This window comes from Amycolatopsis sp. NPDC114503, from assembly GCF_055633655.1.
The window spans coordinates 91,078-112,934 of the sequence record NZ_JBVKDT010000011.1; the positions used below are offsets into that span (position 1 = coordinate 91,078).

1 protein-coding gene is annotated in these 21,857 nt (G+C 72.5%); it reads right to left on the reverse strand.

Features of this window, described 5'->3' with window-relative positions:
- Window positions 1-67 precede the first annotated feature (67 nt).
- Window positions 68-21,823, reverse strand: a complete 21,756-nt coding sequence (locus ACZ7OI_RS37200) for a DEAD/DEAH box helicase family protein (protein WP_470268788.1) — start codon at window positions 21,821-21,823, stop codon at window positions 68-70.
- Window positions 21,824-21,857: the final 34 nt, after the last annotated feature.

The window sequence follows — 21,857 nt, forward strand, 5'->3', positions numbered from 1 at the left end:
TGCCGCACCGCGCGGACCGCCTCCCCAGACGGTCCGCGCGGGCTGGATCAGGCTGCGGGCCCGGTGCTCACCGCCTTCCGTTCCGGCGGCCGAAGCCCAAGGCGCTGAACGCGCGGCTCATCGCCCCGCCCCGGGCGCGCGCGGCGGGCGTGCGGGCTCCGGAGGCTGCCGCGGCGCTGTCGCCGAGCCTCGTCGGGCGCTGTTTCTGGTGGCCCGCTTCGCGCTGCCGGTCCGGCTCCGCCAGCTCGGGAGCCGCCGGGGGCGGCGGAGCGGGTTGCGGTTCCGGTCGTTCGGGCTCGGCACCGGTGTCGGCGCGGTCGTGTTCTGCGTGGAGGGCGGGAGCGGGCGCCTGTGGTTCGGGCAGCGGCGGGATCTCGACGTCCCAGCCGAGTTCGGCCAGCAGCCGGTCGAACAACGGGTGATCGGACGGCACCGGGTCGGCCTGTGCTTCCTCGACCCGCTGTTGCACAGCCACACGCCCGTGCTGTGCCTCGTCCTCGGGGCCTCGCGAGTCCGCTGTGGAGATCGGACGGCGGTCCACAGCGGCGGGCTCGCGATGCACCGGGCCGCTGGGCCAGGTGTCGGGAATCGTCAGAGGAGGCTCGCTCCAGCCGAGTTCGGCCATCATCCGGTTGAACATCGGGTGGTCCGTGTCGAGTGGATCGTTGTCAGGTCCGGCGGGGGCCGACTGCACCGCGCCGTTGAGCGGATGCGGGTGCACCGGTGCGCTGTCGGCGGTGCTGTGCGGCTGCGGCTCGGCCCGGAGCGGGGCGTCCTCGGCGACGTCAGTGGCGTTCTGTTCGGGCTGCCGGGCACGGGGGACCGCGGACGCCGCGCCGCTGATCTCGCCGATTTTCAGCGCCAGGGCGACGATCCGCTCGACCGGTTGCTGGTCGACCGCGACGTGGACGACCTTGTCGTCCCAGTTCACGGCGGTGACGCCGTCGTAGGCGTTGCGCACGGCGAATCCGAGCGTGGTGGCCTGGTCGACCAGTTCTGCCCATTGCTGCCCGACCGGGTCGGCGGCGCGCTGGTGCGGTACCGGATCCTGCGGCGGTCGCCCGGCGCCGGAGTTCGGCGTGGCGTCGCGGCCGCGCCGCTCGCGCGGCCGCCGCGGTGCCGGAGTCGACTGCGGCGCGACGGCCTGTCGCGACGGCTCCGCGGGCGCAGGCCCGGCGGTCTCCTCGGCCGGTTCCGGAGCGGCGGCGTCGCCGGGTTCCGGCGCCGCGGCCGCGACTTCGGATGCGGGTTCGGGTTCGGAGAGCGGCGGCGCGGTCTCTGCCGGTGCGGGGCTCGCGGCGAGGACCGCCGCCGCGTCGTGCTCGCCGTTCTTCTCTGCCAGGTACTCCTCGTAGTCGGCGAGGTCTTCCTCGGATGCGGCGACGGGATCTCGCGTCGCGTCGGGGCCGGTCGGCGAGGCGTCCCCGGCGTCGGGGAGCGTGCTCTCGGCGGCTTCCGCCGCCTCGTCGGCCGGGGTTTCGCCGGGCGCGTCCTGCGGGACGCCGGACGGGGCCGGTTCCGGCGGTGCAGGCGGTGTTGCTTCTGCCGCAGCCGGTTCGGCTTCCTGTCCGTCGGCGGGCGGCGCCTGTGCCGCCTTCGCGGTCGGCGCGGTGTTCGGGTCGTGGCGGGCAGCACCGCCGCGATCGGCGGGGAGTGCCGTGTCGACGGGGTCCGCAGCGGTCGGTTCCGGTGCGGCGGTCTCGTCGGCCGTCGGCGGTGCGGCGGGATCCGGTGACGAGGGATAGAACTTCGCCGCCGGGGCCGCGGTTGCCTCGGGCGGCACGGCCCGCGGTTCGCGCAGCAGGGCGGCGACCTCGGCGCCGAGTTGTTCTCGCTGGCGTTCCTTGTCGGACTCCAGCGGGACGGCGATGACGCGCAGGTCGTGATCGGTGGACGGTTCGGCGAGGTGGCGCTGCCGTACGACGGTGTATCCGGCTTCCTCGGCCATTCCCGCGAGTTCGTCCCAGTCCAGATCCAGTTCGGGCAGGATCCCCGCTGTCGCACTCGCCGGGGTTTCTGCGGTTTCCGGGTTGTCGGGCGGGACGGTTTTCTCGGCGGCGGCCGCCGGTTCCGGGGCCGGCGAGGGCTGGTCGAGCGGCAGCCCGAGCCGAACGAGCAGGGCCTCGCGGGTGCGCGCGAGGGCGTCGACGAGGTGCTGGCCGCTGTCTCCCGGCAGGTCGTCGGGCAGGCCGGTCGCGGTGATCACCGCAGCCAGATGCCGGATCTGCCCTGCCGCCTCGGCCGCCTCTGCCGCGTTGGCCGCGACGTTCGACAGCCAGGTCGCGTGGGCCTCCACGTTGACGCCGCGGTTCTGGATGAGCCGGGTGGCGACGATGTAGGCCAGCCGGGAGGGTTCGTGCAGCCTGACGGGCTCGGGCATCGCGATGTCGGAGAGCTGCCTGGCTGCGCCCGGCCCGGCCGGGTCGAACCGGAGCAGGTCGAGCGGGTTGCTCGCGGCCGGGCCGGTCGGCGACACGGGCGGTGTCGGCGACGCGAGATCGGCCTCGGGTGCCGTAGCCGGAGCTGCCGGTGCGGACGGCTCCGTCGTCGGCGCAGCGGATTCGGCGACGGGAGCCGGAGCCGTCGCCGCGGCGTCCTCGGCAGTGTCGGCGAGGGGCGCGGGGCGGCCGTTCGGGTCGGCGGGGATCACGGTTGCCAGTTCGCGGATCCTGGCGAGCCCGGTGCGCTGGGCTTCGCTCAGCTCGTTGTCCGATGCGTTGCGCAGCAACGGGTCCCGGCCCCGGCCGTTCCAGGGTTTCGGGGCCTGCCCGGACTTGTGGGCGCGCAGCGCGCGATCGATGATGCTCGCCGTCGCCTGCTCGACGACGGCGTCGAGCTCGTCCAGCGCCGTGCGGTAGAGAGCGCCCTCCCCCGCCGCGGCGAAGTTCCGGGCATGGGCGGCGAAGTGCCCGCGAGTGTCGGAGGCTTCGCTCAGCATCCGCAGGTCCGTGCGGTGCAGTCCCGCGCGGAGCCACTCGTGGACCGCCTTCCAGCTCGGCCGTCCGGTGCGTTGTTCCGTCGCGGTGTCGACCCGGATCTCCAGCCCCTGCCGCTGCGCGGCGACATGCTCGGCGGCGCCGGGGTCCGGTTCGTCCTGCGCGCGGGTGACCTGGCGATCCTGGGCGTCCGCGAGCGGCAGCTTCGCGCCGTTGCTCATGGCGCGCAGGAACTCGGCCAGCCGTGTGCCGCGCAGACGGCCCAGCGCCAGGGCGATGTCGTCGGCGGTCAACGGCGCGAGCGGCAGGCCGGCGGGCTCCGCGTCAACGGCGGCCTCGGGGACGGCCTCGCCGGGCGGGGTCGGTGCGGGCGTGGCGGGCTCGGCCGAGTCCGGCGGTCCGGGCCGGGTCTCCCCCTCGCCCGGGGACGCCGCCGGCGGACGCGCGGCGGCCTCGGGCGCGGGCGGCGGCGCGAGGTCGAAGAGCCCGGGCTGTTCCGCGTCCTCGACGGCGGCCGGGGCCGACGGCGTCCCGCTCCGGGGCGGCGGCGGTTGATCGCCCGGGACGGCCGCCGGTTCGGCGGGAGCCGGATCCGGGGCCGCGGCGGCTTCCGCGTGCGGCTCGGAGTCGTTCCCGGACGCGGCCCGGGTCGCCGCTTCGAGGTCGGCGACGGCGGAAGTCGCCGCGGCGGTGCGGTCGAGCACCGACTGTTCCAGAGTGGCCATCGTGTCGTGCAATGCCGCGAGCACTCCTTCGGGAGTGAACTGCTCGGCGGTCAACGGGATGGACAGCAGCGACGACGGCAGTCCGTGGCTCTCGCACAGGACGAGTTCGAGCCGGCCGTCATGGGAGTGGGAGGTGTAGACCATGAAGCCGCGCCAGAAGATGGTCGTGCCCTCCGCGCCCGGGGTGTCCCGCACCTCCGGGGTCGCCAGGACGGCGCCGGGATCGGAGATGGGGCGTTCGCCTCTGTACTCCTCGAACGCGTCCGCGTCGTCGGCCGCGCCGCCGAACTGCAGGGCGTCCAGCCGGCCGCGCGCGAGGGTCATCACGGCTTCCTGGGCGTGCTTGAGGTCCTGCAGTTCGTAGTGGGTGTCGTTGCGGCGCTCTCCTGCCGCCGACGACGGCAGGGTGCCGTGCAGGGCGTCCAGCCGCGCCGACGCGGCCTCCCGGGCAGAGCGGCCGTAGCTGTCCAGGGACTCGGTCGCGAATCCCCGGGCGAGCACGGCGCGGGAAGCGGCGCCCTCGGTGGCGACGCGCAGCTCGTGCCCGATCCCGTCCAGCTGGTCAGGGTCGGACCCGCCCGCGACGAACGGAATGCGGTCGACCACGTCGACGTAGCCGGACTCGAGGTCGGCGACCGCGATCACCGCGACGAGCCGGTGGCGGCCTCGCTCGACGGTGAACCGGATCTGCCCCCAGGACACCTCTCCGTAGGAGTCCGGGTCCGCCGCCAAGGCCTCCAGGACGGAGTCCCACGACTCGTGGCCGTCCGAGGACCTCTGCGGAAGACCGCGGTCGTCGGACCTGCTCGTGTAGAGCTGCTGCGAGGTGTCGTGCGCCCTGCGGACGGCCGCGGCGAGCAGGTCGTACCGGTAGGAGGCCTGCACCTGGTCCGCGATGAAGCGGCGGGAAGAGTCGTCGAGCGCGGCGATCGTGCCGGGGGTCAGCAGGTCGATCAGGTGGTTGTGCGCCCGTGCGGCGTGGTCGGGCACCCCGGGGCCTTCGGCGCCGGGGCGGTGGTGATGGCGCCACCGGTCCAGGTCCAGGAACATCGGTTCGACATCGAGGTCCGCCAGGTCCGGCGGCAGGTTCTCGTCCTCGCGGTCCTCCGGTTCGGGCGGCAGCGGGATGTCCTCGCCGATCGGCTCCGCCGCCGTCTGCGGAGCGGTCTGTTCCAGGCGCTCGGCGAGGGCGGCCCCGGTCGCTGCGAGTTCGCCGCTGATCCGGCGGTGGGTGCCCGGAACGGCGTCGGGGAGCCCGCTGGCCCTGATCACCGCGGAGAGTTCGCGCAACTGGCGGGGAATCTCCGTCAGTTGCGCGAACTGGTCGCGGCCGTGATCGAGCAGCCAGCGGACGTTCTGCTCGGGCGAGACGGAGAGGAGCACGCGCCGGACGACGGTCGTCACCAGCGACGCGGGCCTGTACGACTGGACGGCGTCGGGCCATTCCATGTGCTCCAGCTGGCGGGCGGCGTCGCCCCAGTCCGGGATGAACGTGATGGAGGCGAAGGGGCCGGACAGTCCCGGCACGGGTTCGGGCGGTGTCTCCAGGAGCTGTTCCAGCGGAGCGAGGCGTCGTTGCGCGGCGGCCAGCGCGCCTTCGGCGGTGGGGTGCACGGAGACTCGCGGTGCGATGCCGATGCCCGCGATCGCGCCGTCGGCATCGATCCGGTGCAGCGCCCACCACCACGAACCCCCGCCGTAGGCCTCGCGGCCGACGACGAGCCTGAACCGTCCGGGCTCGGTGCGCTGAAACGCCTCGCCGGCGATGCCGGCGTACAGCGGCAGTTCCTCGCGTCCCGGGTTCGGCAGGTACTCGAGTTCGCGCCCGTCGGGCAGCCGCAGGACCGGTGCCTCGGGATCCGGTGCCTCGGGATCCAGCGCCTCGGGATCCAGCGCCTCGGCATCCGGCACTGCGGGATCCGGCACGGCGGTCTCCCGCTCGCCGACGGGAACGGCGTCGCGTGCCTCGCCGGAGTCGTCGGCGACAGGCTCCTCGGCGTCTGCGGCGGGTTCGGCGGCCGTCGACGGCGCGGCGTGATCGACGATCCCCAGTGCGCGCTTGCGGGCCTCGATCGCCTCCTGCATCGCCGCGCTGGCGGTCTCCCGGTCCTCCGGCGACGGCCGGGCCGAGGGATCCAGCAGCGACAGCTGCCCGTCGACGTCGAGCACCTGCAATGCCCGCGGCGCTCCGTCGGCGCTGACCACGTCCCGGTCGATGAACACCGACACCCGGCCCGCGCCCGGGTACGCCGGATCCAATTCGGCCACGATCCCGCGCACCGATTGCTGCCGACTCACCGGAATCCATCCGTCGCTGTCGGCCGCCTGCGGCTCGTCCTGGGTGATCTCGACGTACTGCCCGGCCGCGTTGAGTGGCAGCGCGGGGTCGCCTTCGGCCAGGCGCACCAGCGCTTCCCGCGCTCGCGCGACGTCGAGCTTTTTCCCGTTGCGGAATCCGGCTGTCGCGGCGAAGGCGCGCCGGTAGATCTCGGTGTCCTGCTCGCGCAGCTGGCGCAGTGCGGCGATCGGCTGCGTGCCGTTGCGGGCACGGTTGCTGATCACGATCGACGCCAGGTTCCGGATCTCCTTCTCGCGGTGTCGATCGCCCAGGATGTAGTCGAGCAGGCTGGCCCGGTCGGTCACCGGCACCGCGGGCAGCGGCGGAGCCAGCCGCACTTCCTGGCCGTCGTCGGCGAACGACCACCCCGGCTGTGCCGCGTCGGCGGCGCGGGTCACCAGCCGCAGACCGGCGTCGGCCTCGACCGCTTCGCGTGCCTCGACCGCGTAGTCGGCGTTCTCGACCCGCCACAGCCCGGGAAGCCGGGCCGGGCGCGCGACCCCGTGCAGCCCGGCCTGCTCGACCAGGTCGCGCAGCTTCTGCGCCGAGCTGAACTCCGCCTCCTGCCACTCGGGCGAGTCCCACGGGCCGTGCCTGCGGAACACCGTGCCCAGGACCCGGCCGTCGGGCGTGATGCCCACGGCGACCGAGACGTCGTGCCGGAACCAGTGCTCGTTCCACATCCCGCCGATCTCGCTCGGCTGTTCCTCCTGCATGACCCAGCCGTTGGCCAGGAACAGCTCGGAGATGCCGGTCAGGCCGGGGACGAACGTGAACCCGGCTTCGTCGTACTCCGTGTCGAAGTCCGGCTCGGAGTCCACTTCGGACGCTGTCTCGTCGCGGTGGGGTTCGGACAAGTCCGCGGGATCCGGGCGGCCGGTGGCGGCGAATCCGCCGTGGACGCCCATCCGGTCGGCCACCGCGTACAGGCCGGACACGAATTCGTCGGCCCGGATGCGCGGCAGCACCTGCCCGAGCGTGTCCTCGCGGCCGCTGCGGTCGGCGAGGGCGTCGGCGAAAGCCGTGATCGCCGTCGCGGCGGCGACCCCCAGCCCGGACTCCACCGCTTGCCGGGCACACGGATCCGGCTCGAAGTCGGTGTCGCGAACGCCGTACACCGCCTCCGAGACGATCGCGGCCACCCGCGCGTCCGTCAGCGCGGCGTAACTCTCCTCGAGCGCGTGCCAGAGCAGCGTGAGCGGATGCCCGGCAGATCGATCGGCGGCGGCCAGGGTTTCGGCGTCGATGCCCTCGATCAGCGCGCGGGCTTGCGCACGCGCGGCCTCCGCCCCGTCCCCGCCGGAAGCTGAGCGGACCTGTTCGGGCCGCGACTGCGGGGATCCCTCGCCGGGAGCGGGGCGGCCGGGGACGGCGAATCCGCCGTGGACGCCCATCCGGTCGGCCGCCGCGTACAGGCGGGACACGACCTGGTCGGCTCGGGCGCGCGTCAGCACCCGTCCGAGCGGGTCGTCGACCGCGCGACGCGCGGCCAGGACGTCCGCGAGCGCGGCGTAGGACGTCGCGGCGGAGAGGCCCAGCCCGGACTCCACCGCTTGTCGCGCATGATGATCGGGGTCGAATTCGAGGTCGCGGGCTACTCCGAACACGGCCTCCGCGACGATCCGGGCCGTCGGGATGTCCGTCGCCGCGGCGTAGCTGTCGTGCACCGCTCGCCAGAGAATCTCGTCTCCGGCCATGCGTGTGATGGAGGCCAGGGTTTCGGCGTCGATTCCGTCGAGCAGGGCGCGGGCGTCCGCCCGGGCGGTCTCGCGGTCGCCGCCGGAGGTCCCGGCGGGCGCGGAGGGGCCCGGCTCGGACTTCGGTCGCGGGGATTGCTCGACGGGATCGGCGGCGGTGGAGTGCTCGGCGCCCTCGCGGGGTTGTTCGAGGCGGTCCGGTTCCGCCGTGGCGGGAGCGGGACGGTCGGAGACGGCGAAGTTGCCGTAGATGCCCATTAGCTCGACCATGTCGTGCAGGTCGGACACGACTTCGTCGATCCGGGTCCGGGCCAGCACCCGCCCGAGCGGATCGTCCAGATTCCGGCGCACGGAGAACGCATCGGCGAGCGCGGCCAGGGCCGCCGCATCCGGGACACCGAGCCCGGACCTGACCGCCAGCCTGGCACGGGCATCGGCCTCGAACCCGGTCCCGCGGGTGAGGCCGTGCACAGCGTCCATGAACACCTTGGCCACTGGCCGGGGCACGAGCGCGCGGTTGTCGAGGTCCAGTCCGGTCACGAGCAGTTCGAGCGCGCTCTCGCCCGCCTGCAATTCGTCCAGTTCCTGCGCTGCGGCCGCCAGAAACTCGGCGTCGATGCCGTCGAGCAGCGCCCGCGCCTTCGCACGCGCCGATTTCACAACGTCGTCGGCTTCGTCGGCTGGAGCCGCCGCACTGTCCGCTGAGGACAGTTGCGGCGCTGGTTCTTCGTCATCTGTCGCGACGGGCTCGTCTTCGTCCGCGATCGGCTGGGCCCGCTCCGCCTGGTCGCCGGGTTGCTCGGCGACGGCCGAGTCCGGTGGCGGCGTCCCGTCGGCGAACGCGGTTGCCGCGCGGCGGGTCAGCGCGTCGAGTTCGTCCGCCGCCTCCGGCAGGGGCGCATCGGCAGCGACGAGCGCCCAGCCCCCGGCGGCGGCGTGGTGCAGCTGGTCGTCGCTCCACACTCGATCGGCGCTGTTGTCCGGCTGGCCGCCGTCGTAGACGAACCAGACGCGCCGTGATCGCTCGCCCGGTGCGATGTGCAGCGTGCCGTGCACCGGGCCGGCCTCGTGCTGCAGGTCGACGCGCATCTCGACCTGCCAGTTGCCCGTCGACGGGATCGTCGTCCTCCGCGAGGGTCCGGTGACGATCCAGACCGGACCGATGCCGGGGCCGCCTTTCGATGCTGTGGCGACGACGCGGTCGCCCGGCGTCGCGGCCAGCAGCCGCTCGAGTTCGGTGTCGACGGGGCTGAACAGTTCCTCGACGCCGCGGACGAGGTGGCGCAGCCGGTACGAGCCGTAGAGGAAGTGGCGGGTCTCGTCGCTGGGCTCCAGCTCGTCGGCACGGTCCTGCAGCAGCCGCACGGCTGCGTGCGGGCGGCCGCTGAACGCGTACGTCGCCGCCAGGCGGACGACGGCGTAGGTGCGGTCGTCCTGCTTGCGCTTGCGCAGTTTGCGGTGCTGGCGCGTGGTGTCAAGCGCAGGACCCTCGGCGCTGAACTGGGTCGCGACATTGCTGAAGTCTTCGACGAGATCGCCGGGGATCCTCGTGCCCCACAGCGCGTTCCGATCCGGAAGGGCCGCGTAGAGAGCGCGGTTGAACGCCGGGGAGCCGCAGACCGCCTGCGGATGCAGGGCGGCGGCGTCCAGGAGCGCGGCGGCGAGCAGGTGCCGGAGCCCGACGCCGGCGGCGTCGTCGCCGGACACCACCGTCCCGTTCAGGCCGGGCATCCGCCACTCGGCGGCGGTGCGGGTCATCGAATCGTGGTCGGTCCAGTCGATCCGGTGCCCGTCCGGGTCCTGGCCGCGCTCCAGCGCGGCCAGGACCCGCGGCACGGCCACGTCGGGAAGCCCCAGCACGGTGTATCGGGTCGAAGGCCGGGGCGCACTGTGCGGCGGGATGTCGAGCTTGCCTGCGTCGATCACCGGGTGTCCGGTGGAGGTCTGGACCACCGTCCACTGCGGTGTGCGCTGGTTCCGTTTGTAGGCCAGCAGGACGCCGCCCGGCGACAACTGGGTCTTGCGCGCTCCCCGGACTTCGTCGATCAGTCTGTCGCGGTTGTATTCCCAGGTCTCGGCGCCGGCGGGGTCGTCGGGATGCGGGTTCGGCATGCCTTGCCAGTGGCCGAGCACCGCGTCCAGGTCGGGCATGCCGCCGCCGAGCGCCTCCTCGGCCAGCGTGACGCGGCTGTCCTGATCGTCGTTCCCGGGGGCCGGTGGTCCGGCTTGGGGCGGCCGGGCGGTGCTGTCGGTTGCCGGCGCTTCCCCGGGTTCGGCTTCCGACGCGGTCTCCGGTTCGGGTCCGGCCGCCGCGTCGGCGGATGTGTCGGCGAGGCGCGCTGCGGTGTCGGCCGGATCCTGGTGCGCTGCGGCGGTGTCCGGGGTCAGCAGGGCGAGCATCTCCTGGCGGGCGGCGTCGGCGCGGGCGCCGAGGTCGGCGACGCGCTGCTCGAAGGCCGAGCGGATCTGCGCGCCGCCGGATTCGGCGTCCAGCCATCGCGGGTCGACGGCGATCTCGTCGCGGTCCCGGCGGTCGGCGGTGGCGATCGACAGGACGACCGCGTTGTCGTCGTTGCGGGAGAATTCCAGGTTGAGGGTGTGCCAGGTCAGCCCGGTGGTGCGCGAGCTGACGAGAATGTTCTTGCCCTTCAACGCTTTCTCCGGGCTGATGCCTTGCTGGGCGGCGCGGGCGAACCCGTGCAGCGCGGTCTCGATCTCCCCGTCGTTGAGCTGGTGGGAAATGAACGAGTGCGTGGGCACGACGTAGCGCCGCTCGGCGCGCTTCGCGCCTGCGGCGGCTTCGGCGAGGGTGTCGAGCTGGCTGGCCAGCGAGGCCAGTTCCCCGGCGCGTGCGGCGGTCGCTTCGTCCGGCTCCGCGGTGGCCAGCGCGGTGCGCGACTGCTCGGCCAGTTGGGCGCGGTAGAACCTCATCTTGTCGGTCTGCAGGAGAAGGCAGCGGATCCTCTGCTCGGCGGGAAGGTCCGGGTCGGTGGCGACCGTGCGGGCCTCGACGTCGATGGCGCCCGGCACGCCGATGCCCGGTTCCTGGACGTGGGTGAAGCTCGCCGCGGCCAGCAGGTCGTGCAGGCCGCTGTAGGTCCCGTGCAGATCTGTCTTCTGCCCGGCGGTGAGCTCGGGCAGGACGTCACGGGCTTCGCCCTCTGGAGCCTCGTGCCCCTCGCCGGGGTCGCCGGACGACGTCTCCGGTTCGGCGGTCTCGTCCGGTTCGGCAGGGGTCTCCGTCGGCGGGGTGGTGTCCTCGGCTCCGCGGTCACCGTCGGCTGTTCCCGCGTCGGCGGAAGAGAACATGTCGAGCTGGGCTTGTCCGGGTTCCGGCGCCGGGGTGACGGCGGCGGGTTCCTCGGCGGCGGCTTCGTGGCCCGCGGCGAGGTCGGAGTCGGGGTTCTGCTCGATCAGCGCGCTCAGTCCGGCGGCGAAGCGTCCGGATCGCTCGACCAGGAGCTTGAGCCGGTCCATCATCTTCGGCGCGTTCTTGCGCTCCGCGCGCAAGTTGTCGTAGAGGATCTTCGCCGCACGGTAGAGGGCGAGGTAGCGGTCCAGGCTCTGCGCCGGATCGCCCTGGAGCCGATGCTGGGAGATCTCGTCCCGGGCCGTGCGCAGGGCCTCGGCGTCCGGCCGGCCGTTGCCGACGCCCAGCAGCCGACGGCCGGACGCGGTCTCGTGCACAGCCCAGTAAGCGGACGTGGCGGCTCGTTCGGCGTCGGTGAACTGTCTGCGCGTGGTGAACGGTTCCGCTTCCGGCAGCGGCGGCGGGGGCGTTTCGGGGGCGGCGATCTCGCTGTCCCACATCTCGTACCCGCGCCCGGCCGCTCTCAGGTCGCGGGCCAGCAGCCGGGCGTGCACGCTGCGCGTGTCGAAGTGCCACGACCTGGGCAGGTACCAGAATTCCTGGCGTTTGGAGAACCGGAACTTGTGGTCGTGGAGCAGTTTGTGCAGCGCGGTGTCCTCCTTGCTGCTGCCGTGCACCAGGGTCCCGGACGAGTTGTGCTCGATCACCAGCGTGTGGTTCTTGGCGGCGTGTTCGCGCGCGGCCGCGGTCTGCTCCTCGGCCGAGGCGGTCCGCTCGGCGGCGGCTTCGGCCCGTTCCCGGTCCTCCCGGTCCGGCGCGTCGATCGCCTCCTGCGCGGCCTGCAGTTCGCGCAGCGCGATGCGTTCGGCGTTGGCGACGGTGCGGCGCACGAACTCGACGATCCGGTCGGGGGCGTAGCCGGCGTCGGTGAACCACTCGGGTGTCATCTCGAACATCAGCGGCGTGCGCCGGTCGCTTCCCGAGCGTCCGGTCGGGGCGACGGCCAGGCACAGGAACGGTTTTTCCTGGTCGTCCGTCCATCGGGTGCTGACTTCCAGGCCCCGCCAGCGCAACACCTCGGAGTGGTGCGGGTCCTGCGGGAACGGCGAGACCTCCGCCAGCGCGGGGCCGGGGTCGGCCAGCGGCTTCCCGTCGAAGGTGAACTCGTCGGCGTCGCCGGAGGCGGGCAGCGCGCCGGCGACGGCGAACTGGCGCAGCAGGTCGACCCGCGCCAGCTGCACCCCGATCCGCTGTGCCTGTTGGGTTCCGAGCCGGTCGGCGTTGTCGGCGAGACCGGCCCGGGCCAGCGCGCCGTCGCTGAGCCCGCGCCCGGCGAGGACGGCGGTCAGCCGTCCCCGGGCCAGCGTCGCGCGGGCCCGTGCCGTGCCGATCCGGTCCTGTACGTGCTCGCGGGCCAGGCCGGCGGCGTCGGGCTGGGTCGCGGCCGCCGGCAGGCGAGCGCGGTCGGCCCACGGCTGCTGGTCCTGCGACCTCCACACCGCGGGTTCGATCGCGATGTAGGTCCCGGCGCGGTCGGTGCCGCACCGGAACGTCAGGTCCCCGCAGCGCAGCGCCAGCCGCTCGCCGGGCCGCTGCGCGAGCAGCGCGAACGCGCCGTCGATCCGGTCGGGCTCTAGCTGCTGTTCGGTGTCGCCCTTGAGGAGGGTCACGGGGGCGTGCTGGGCGCGTTCGGCGGCCTGCGCGATCGCTTCGAGGCGGTCGGCTTGCAGCAGCAGGTCCAGGGCTTCGTGGCCACCGGACTCGGTCAGGCGGTCCAGCGCGTCCCCGGTGACCGAGGCGGCGAGCGCGTCGTAGGCGTCCGCGGCGTTCTCGGTGCGGTCCAGCCGGGATAGCGGCGTCTGCTCGTCGAGTCGCCGGGCGACCGGGTCGAGCAGCCACGGCCCGTCGCCGACGGGCTCCGGGCGGTTGTCCATGGCGGTGTCCTCGTCGTGCTGGTGCGGATCCGGGATGTCCGGGCCCGGGTCGGCCGGACTGCCCGGTTGGTCGGGCGCGGTGCTCTCGTCCTGGACGACGGGGTCGTCGCGGTCCTCGGCTCCGTCGGGGGCCGCCGGACCGGGTGCGGCGGGAGCGGGCGCGGCGGCCGCCGCGGGCTGTCGCGGACGTGTGCGGTCGCGGGCCTGGCGGGCCTCGCTGACGAACTCGGCCAGGTGGACGGGATCGATGTGCAGGCGGGCGGGCAGGGCCGCTTCGAGGTCGGCGGTCCGCCCGGGCTCGACCAGGGCCAGCGCCGCGGCGGCGTCGCGTGCGGCCTTGATGCTGGCTTCGACTTCGTAGTCCTCGCCCAGCCGGTCGGCGTACGGCGCGATGCGCAGGTCGACCAGCGCTTCCATGGCCCAGCGGGTCGGCGGGGTGCCCCGGAACGCCCCGTCCGGGGCGTCGTGCAGGGCTTGCACGGCCCACTCGGCGGGGTCGCGGCCCTCGGGCAGGACCATGGCGTCGTTGTGCGGGTAGCGGACGATCGCCGTCTCGATCTGCCCGGCGAGCGCCTTGCGCCCGGCGGCGTCGTTGTCGCCGCCGAACACCCGGGGCCGATCGACCGGCACCAGGGCGTCGACGGCGGCGAGGTGGCTGTCGGTCAGCGCGGTCCCGCAGGTCGCGAGGAACATCATCGGCCGCTCCGGCGGGGCGACGGCCATCAGCGCGGCGACGTCGGTCGGGCCCTCCACGAACGCCGGGCTGGCGTGCCCGGCGAGATCGCGCTGCTCGTGGAGCCCGAACAGCAGCCGGCTCTTGACGAACAGCTCGGTGGCGCGGGTGTTCAAGTATTTGGGGGTCCGGTCGTCTCGTTCGAGGATCTCGTCGGAGAGCAGCGTGCGGCCGGTGAAGCCGGCGATCCGGCCGTGCTCGTCGCGGACGGCGAACACGATCCGGTGCCGGAACACGTCGACCAGGTTCTCGGTCTTCGCGCGGGTCGCGACCCCGGCGTCGATCAGGTCCTGCTCGGCGAATCCTTCGCCGAGCAGGTGCGAGCAGAGGCCGTCCCAGCGGTCCGGGGCGTATCCGATGGTCAGCTTGCCGCGGTCGTCGCCGTCGCGGGCCCGGACGCGGTCGACCCGCTCCCGGCCGCCGAGGCGGCTGCGCAGGTACTCCTGCGCCGGAGCGTGCTCGTCGAGTTGCTGGTCGAACCAGGCCGCGGCGGCGGCGTTGACCGCGGCGTGCAGGGCGGGCCGGTCGGCGGGAATCTGCGCCGGGGCCGCGGGCTGCTGGGTCAGGGTGTCCTCGGCGTTCTCGGCGGCGGGTTCGCGGCCCTCGCGGCGGGCGAGGGCGTCCTCGGCCCGCTGCCGGCGCAGCCGCCACCCGCGCTGCGGGTCGGGGTAGACGATCTCGCCCGTGTCGATCAGCCCGAGGGCCTTCGCGTAGTCGCCGCGCTTGAACGCCTGCTTGGCTTCGAGGTCGAACCGTTTCCCGGCGTCCTGGGCGACGGCGAGTTCCTCGGCGTCGCGGGCCCGGATCTTCTTGTGGTCGGGAAGGCCGGTGGCGAGGACGTCGGGATGCGCGGCGATGTAGGCCTCGATCCAGTCCCATTCCCGCCACGTCGTGCCGCCCTCGACGTGCGACTCGGCGATGTAGCGGCCCGGAGTCCCGGTCGAGGCGTAGCCCGCCGCGTAGTCGGTGATCGCACGGACGACCCGCAGTTCCCGTTCCGGGGTCAGCACATGCGGGCCCGCTGCGGTTTCGGCGCTGCGCAGCGCCCATTCCGCTTCCTTCGGGTCGCCTCGGTCGACCAGGGTTGTCGCGGAGGCGAAGTCCGCGGCGACTTGGTCGCGGTGGTGCTCGCCCGGGAGCAGGTGCGGCGCGAGCTGCGCGACCCGCCGCGGCCAGTCCCGGACGGTCGTGGCGACGGTGAACAGCGCCGGGTCCATCGTTTCCCGGTAGACGGCAAGGTATTCCCCCACCGAGCCCACGGCCAGGGGACGGCCCGCGCCGTCCACAACGGACGCGCGGTCGGCGGGGAACGAGAGCACCGGCGGCGTCGGCACGCCCGGTTCGTGCACGGTGACGAAGGTTTCGGTGCCGGTCCGCGCCACGGTCACGTCCAGGCCTCGTTCGGCGGCCATGGCGCGGATCTCGCTGAGGGTCGGCGGTGTTTCCGCCGGAGCGGATTCCTCGTCTGCCGCCTCCGGCCCGGTGTCCGGGGTGTCCGGCGGTGTGTCCGCTGAGGGCTCCGGATCGGCGGGGAGCGCTGTGTGCGGGGCGCGGCGGTCTTCGCTCGGCGCTGGGGAGACGGACGGGGACTCGTCCTGCCCGGCCGGAGACCGGTCGGTGTCCGCGGCGCGGGTCTGTTCCGGCTCGGCGGGGGCGTCCGGCGTGGTCTGTACGTCGTGCGCGACCGGAAGCGCGTTCGGAGCCTGCTCGGTCCGCGCCGCCGGGTCCTCGGCTTGGGCGGGGACGGGCGCGAGGGGCCGGACTCGGGCCATTTCGGCGATCGCCCGGGCGCGATGCTCGTCGGCCTTTTCCGCCGCTCCGGCGATGATCGCGGTGAGGGCGTCGAGGGAAACCGGCCCCTCGCCGCGGGGGCTGGAAGGCAGCCTGTGCCAGTAGGCGTTGTTGAGGTCCATTCCGCCGGGCTCGAAACGGCCGTGGACGCCGGTCTGGCTCGTGCGCAGCTCGATGGTCGCGTCGCCGAAGGTCAGCGGCGCGCGGTCGTAGTCGAGCCACGGCGTGAGATCGGCGTCGCCGGTCACCGGGTCGCCGTTCGGTGCGCGCAGAACCGCGTCCGGCCCGCCTGCCGCGTCACGGGCGATCGCGTAGAGCACGGCGGCGTGGCGGATCTGCGCCCCGATCCACTGGGCAGTGTCCCCTCGCGGCCCGTTCTCCGCGACCAGGCGCAGGAGAGCGCGAGGGGCCGGGTCGAGGGCGGCGTCCGCTGCGATCAGCTCGGCGATGGCGTCGGTGGCCGCAGGCAAGTTGAGGTCTTCGCGCATGCTTTCGACGTGGCTTGCCAGGGACCGTAGTTCTTGTTCGAAGGGCGCCTCCTTGTCGGTGACGACGCGTCGGCTGTCGTGGTCGACCTCCCCTTGTCCGGCCTGGACGCGACGGTCGTGGGCGTAGCCGGCGGCGGCGATCTCCTCGGTCAGCAGCGTCCACTGGCGGGCGAGGTCGTTGGTGCCCAGCGACTTGATCACGGCGGAGCCCGCCGCGAAGTCCGAGGCAATCGGCACGGCGACGATGTTGTCGGCTTTCTCGCCGCCGAGAGGACGGCCTGGTGCCGGATCCGGCGCGCCTGTCTCGGGTTTCGCGGTCGCGTCGGTCGCGGCTGCCTGTCCGGTCTGTTGCGTGTTCCGCCCGGCCTCGTTGTCGCTCGGCGCCTTCTGGGCAGTCGAATCGTCGAGACCCTCCCGCAGGAGGATGGCGGCCATGGCCTGCTCCGCTGCGGCCCTGGAGGTCACTGCGGGCAGGTCGAGTTCTGCGCGCAGGTCTTGGACCTGCCCTTCCAGGTTCTGGAACTCGGCCGCGTACGGGTTCTGCGGGATTTCGTCGGTGCCGGTCGCCGCGGGATCGTCCGGCGTGGTCGCGGTGTCGGCGCCGTCGGCGTCGGCGGCCGGTTGCGCTGCGGTGCGCGGGGCGGCGGGCAGGGGCGTGAGGCGGGTGCGGTCCCGCGATCCGGGCTGGCCGATGGTGAGCCACACGTCGAGGGACTGTTCGATCGACGGGCGGTGTTCGGCGGCGACGGTGGAGGCGATCTCGCGGTACCAGGAGCCGAAAATCGTGGCCTTGGTTTTTTCGAGGCCGACGAGCCGGGCGGTCTCGACGGCGTCGTCGAACAGCTTGGCGTATTCCCGCATGCGTGCCTCGGAGCGTTCCCGGCGGGCTTGGGCTTCCGGGGAGTCCGGGTCTTCGTCGGGGTCGCGAGACGCGTCGTCGTCTTCGCTGAGCTGGGTGATCAGTTCCGCGCGGCGGCGCACGACCTCGGCGAGGCGCTCTTCTCCGGAGAACGGCTTGCCCACGGCGCTCTCGGCCTTCTCGACGCCGGCCTGCTCGTCGACGATCTCGCGACGGGTCTTGTCGCCGGCGGCGGAGATGGCCTTCAGCTGGTTCTCCAGGCGGGTGACCAGGCCGATCCCGCCGGGCAGGTCGGTGGGGTCCACATAGAAGCCCGGGGTGTTCTCGCCCGCGGCGGGAAAGGTGACGTGGATGCGGAGTTCGCGGCGTTCCAGCGGCCGGAAGTGCGCGGCGATCTCGAAGCCGCCGATCGACCCGATCGGCACTTCCGGGGCCACGCCGGCCCGGGGGGCCGCGGCCATCTCGTTGGCCAGCCGGTCGCGCAGGGCTTCGGCGGCGTCGGAGCGTTTGGCGAAGGCGCGTTTGCCGACCGTCATCGCGAACTTGTCGCCTTCGGTGCTGACGAGTTGCTTCGCGACGGCGTCCTGGCGTTCGGCGCGGGCCTGCAGCCTCGGGATGCGTTCGGTGCCGCGCGTGATGGACAGTTTCAGCGCCTGCTGGGTCCGTCCGTGGCTGGAGCGCTGCCGGTTGAGAGTCTTGTATTCGGTGTCGAGGTCGGCCTTTTCCTTGTAGCGGGGGTCGCCGGTCGCCGCGGCCATGACGTCGGCGAGGCTGTCGCCCTCGACGGTCTGGATCTCGCGGGTGCGCTCGGGCGGGGTGCTGGAGTACAGCGCCGCGAACATCCGCTGCTTCTGCGCGACGATCTCCCACTTCTTGGCGTCCATGCTCGGCGCGAGGACGACCCGTTTCCAGAAATACTCCGGGTTCTGGTTCCCCTGGCGCTCGGCGCGGCCGATGGCCTGCGCGGTGATGTCGGGCCGCCAGGCGCCGGTGATCTCGTAGCCGCCGATGACGCGGGTCTGCACGTTGATCCCGGCGCCCATTTTCATGGTGGAGCCGACCAGGACCGAGATCGCGCCCTCGCGCCCGGCGGCGAGCATGTCCGCTTTCCGTTGCGGGGACGTGGCTTCGTGGATGAAGCGGATGCTCTCCTCGGCCATGCCCCGGCCGACGAGCTGCTCGCGCAACTCGTCGTAGAAGTTCCACTGCCTGTTGGAAGGCGTGCTCTCGTCGCAGAACACCAGGATGAGTCCGCCGCGCACGGGATGCTCGGTGCCGTCGTCGCGCAGGTAGACGTTGTCCTTGGCCGCGTGCCATTCGGCGTAGATGTCGGCGGCGACGACGTCGACCTTCTGCGGTTCGGGGGTGGTGAGGCCCACCGTGCGCAGGTCGGTCGCGCCCAGCTGCCCGTCGTGGGCGATGACCAGGTGGTTGTCGGCGCCCTTCTCCGGCGGCCCGCTGAGGATGCGTTCCCGCCGGGCCAAGTCGAGGGTGAAGATGCGGGCCTGCGCGGAGGCGGGCACCTCGATGATCTCGATGCGGCCGTCGCGCAGCATCGGGACCTTGAGATTGAGGTCCTGCTTCATCTTGACGTCGGAGGTCAGGCGCAGCGACCGCCACAGTTCCGTCTCATTGATGGGCCGGCGGGCGCGGATCTTCGCGCGCAATGCGCCGCCGGGGGACATTTCCATGAAGCTTTCGAGCGTGACGTAGGTCCGCGCCCACACGTCGAACCGGGGCATCGGGTGGCCCAGGCGGCGCTCCCACAGGTAGACCTCGCTGTACTTTCCGGTCCAGGGCGTCGCGGTCGCCAGGACGACCCGGGCCGTGCCGAACCGCTCCTGCAAGTGCCCGAGCTTCATGTCCAGGTCGATGGCCCGGTTGCTTCCCTCGATGACCAGGTCCGGGATCGCGGACACGACCAGCCCGTTTTTGTAGTTCTGAGCCTCGTCGACGACCACGAAATCGAATCCGGCGTCGACGAACGTCATCCCGGCGGTGTCGCGGTCAATCACGGCGATGCGGCTCTTCAAACGCTCTTTGGCGTTTTCCATGGCGGACTCGACGCGTTTGGTCATCGAGTCGCTCATGGTCGCGGCGTGCGCTTCTTTTTCCTCGCGCAGATCGTCCAGCTCGGCCTGGAGGAATTTCTCCTGGATCTCGGGCGGCAGCGGGATCCGCTCGAAGCTCTCCTTCGTCATGATCACCGCGTCCCAGTCGCCGGTGGCGACCCGCGCGACGAACTCTGCACGTCCGTCCTTGCCCTTTTTCTTGTCGTCGGCCAGATCCGAGCTCAGCCCGGTCAGCAGCCGGGCCCCGGGATAGGCCTGCAGCCACTCGCGTTCGAACTGCTCGACGATGCTGTCGTTGGGCACGACGATCACGGGCTTGTCCGCGAGCCCGCGGCGCTTGCGCTCCATGACCCCGACGATCATTTCCAGCGTCTTGCCCGCGCCGACCTCGTGCACCAGGCCGGTCCCGCCCTGGTAGACGACCCGGGCGACCGCGATCTTCTGGTGCTCGCGCAGCGTGAACGCCTGGGACAGGCCCGGCAGGGACAGCTCGATTCCGCTGTAGTCGACGGGGATTTCGGCGTTGAACTCGTCGTTGTAGAGCCGCATGACCCGCTGGGCGCGGTCGGTTTTCTCCCAGACCCAGTCCGCGAACCGGTCGTTGAGCTCGGCGGCTTTGTCGGTGGCCTCTTCGGTCGCCTCGGGGTCGAGGACGTCCCTTTTGACCACATCGCCGTCGGGGGTGGTGACCTCGACTGTTTTCATGACCCGGATCGGGGCGCCGACGAGCAGCCGCTCGGTGAGGTCGTAGGCGTCCAGCCCGCCGCCGCCCCAGATCTCCTCGGATGCCAACTGGGAGGCCTTGCTCAGCTCGGAGTAGTTGGTGGCGACCCTCCACAGCCCGGCGACGCTCTCAACCTGGACCTTCTCGTCTTCGAGCAGCTCGCGCAGGAACTCCGCCACGTACTCGGGGCCGATCCAGGACCCCAGCCGCACTTCGATGTCCTCGGGACCGAGGTCTTCGGGGATGACCTGTTCGAGCGCGGCGACGTTCGCCTCGAACTTCGGGTCGTCCTCGGCGGCGAGCCGGGCGCGGGCCAGCTTCCGGCGCACGTTCCCGGCCAGGTAGAACGGCGTCCACACGGGTTCGCCGGTGTCGGGGTCGTCGAACACCAGCGACCCGAGCGCGGCCCGGGCCTCGTCCTCGCCGGGCAGTCCCAGCAGCCGGGCGATCTCGGGCAGGTCGATCCGGGAGTGGGTGTCCAGGCAGATCGACAGCGCCTCTTCCGGGGTGTCGGCCCCGAGCCGCGTGCGCGGCGGGTTGACCACCCGGCGGGTGAAAATGTCGGCCTTGCGGGCGGTCTGCGTGGTCGGGTCGAACTTCTCCAGCGCCCGGGCGACGTTGGAGAACGGGTCGGTGCGGAACCCGCCCTGCGGCGGGCGGATGATCATCGTGGTGCGCAGGCCGAGCGCGTCGACGTCGACGCTCTTGGGGGTTTCTTTCGGAGCCGCATCGATGATCTGCTGGCCGGCGGCCGCGGTGCGGGCACTCACCCGCGGATCGGCGATCTCGGCGAGTGACAGCAGGCTTTCCGGACGCATCCTCTCCAGCAGCGCCTGTTCGACCGCATCTTGGTCGAGCCCCGGATCGTTGCGGAGGCGGACGGCGGATTCCTTCTTCGCCGCTTTCTTCAGCGCCTTCCGGAATTCGGCTTCGTGGCCTTTGACGATCCCGTCGAGGTGGCGTTGCAGGCTGTCCTGGCCGAGGCCGTGGCCGGCCAGTTCGGTGAGGTACGCGAGCACGGTGTCGCGCGAGGCCGGCACTTTCTCGCGCTGGTTGCGGTCGCACCACTCCCCGAACACATGCCAGCCCTGGCGCATCTGCCGACGTTCCTTGAACCGGTTGATCGGCCCGAATTCCGCGGTGTAGGCGTCGTAGACGGTGTTGAGCTGCTCGCGCAGCCCCTTGATCTGCGGGGTGTCGTCGACCGAGTCCTGTTCCGCGCGGATCAAGGCCATCGCCGCGTCGCGCACGCCGAGCAGGGCGCGCAGTTCGGCGGCTTCTTCCTTCTTCTTCGGAGGGGCGAAGGGGCTGTCCTCGGATCCGACGCGGCGGGTGAAGGTGCCGTCCGGGTGTGCGGTGAGGAATCCTTGGAATGCGGCGGCTTCGGGGTCGACGACGCTGACCGCGGCCGCCGGCCGAGGGGAGGTGTCGCTGCGCGGGGTCATCGCGAGGCCGCGTCCGACGGCGTCCTCGGCGATGCGGGCGACCGCGGCCGCGAACGCTTCCGGCAGGGCGTCGAGATCGCCGCGGACTTTCAGGTCTTCGGCGTCGTACATGCCGTGGGACAGGGAGAACTCGCCGAGCACGTTCTCCGGATGGTCCAGGAAGTACCGGTTGATCTCGACTTGTTCGCCGTTGTCGCCGAGGACGGCGGGCAGGGCTTTTTCCCAGGCCGAGAACGGCATGGCCGGGTCGGAAGCGGCGTCGTCGGCGCGGCGGCGCAGGATCAGCAGGTCGGTGACCGCTTCGGTCCCGGCGGCGCGGCGGTGCGCGCCGGTGGGCAGCCGGACCGCGCCGACCAGGTCGGCCAGCAGAGCCATTTCCGCGCGTGCGGCGGGGTTGCGCGCGTCCATGGTGTAGCGGGAGGTCAGCACCGCCACGATGCCGCCGGGCCGGGTCAGTCGCAGGGATTTGAGAATGAAGTGGTTGTGGATGGAGTGCTGGCGGCCGGGATTGTGCTTGTCGTCGCGCAGTTTCACCTTGGCGAAAGGCACGTTCCCGACCGTCAGGTCGAACGCGCCCTCGTCGGCGTCGATGTCGGCGAACGACCCGACGGTGATGTCGGCCTGCGGGTACAGGCGGGCCGCGATGGCGGCGCTGACCGGTTCCCGTTCGACGCCGTGCATGTGCGCGGAATCCGGTGCCAGGCCGATGAAATGCCCGGCGCCGCAGCCGGGTTCGAGGACCTCTCCCCCGGCGAAGCCCAGGCGCGCCAAGCCGTCCCAGATCGCCGAGACCAGCGCGGCGTCG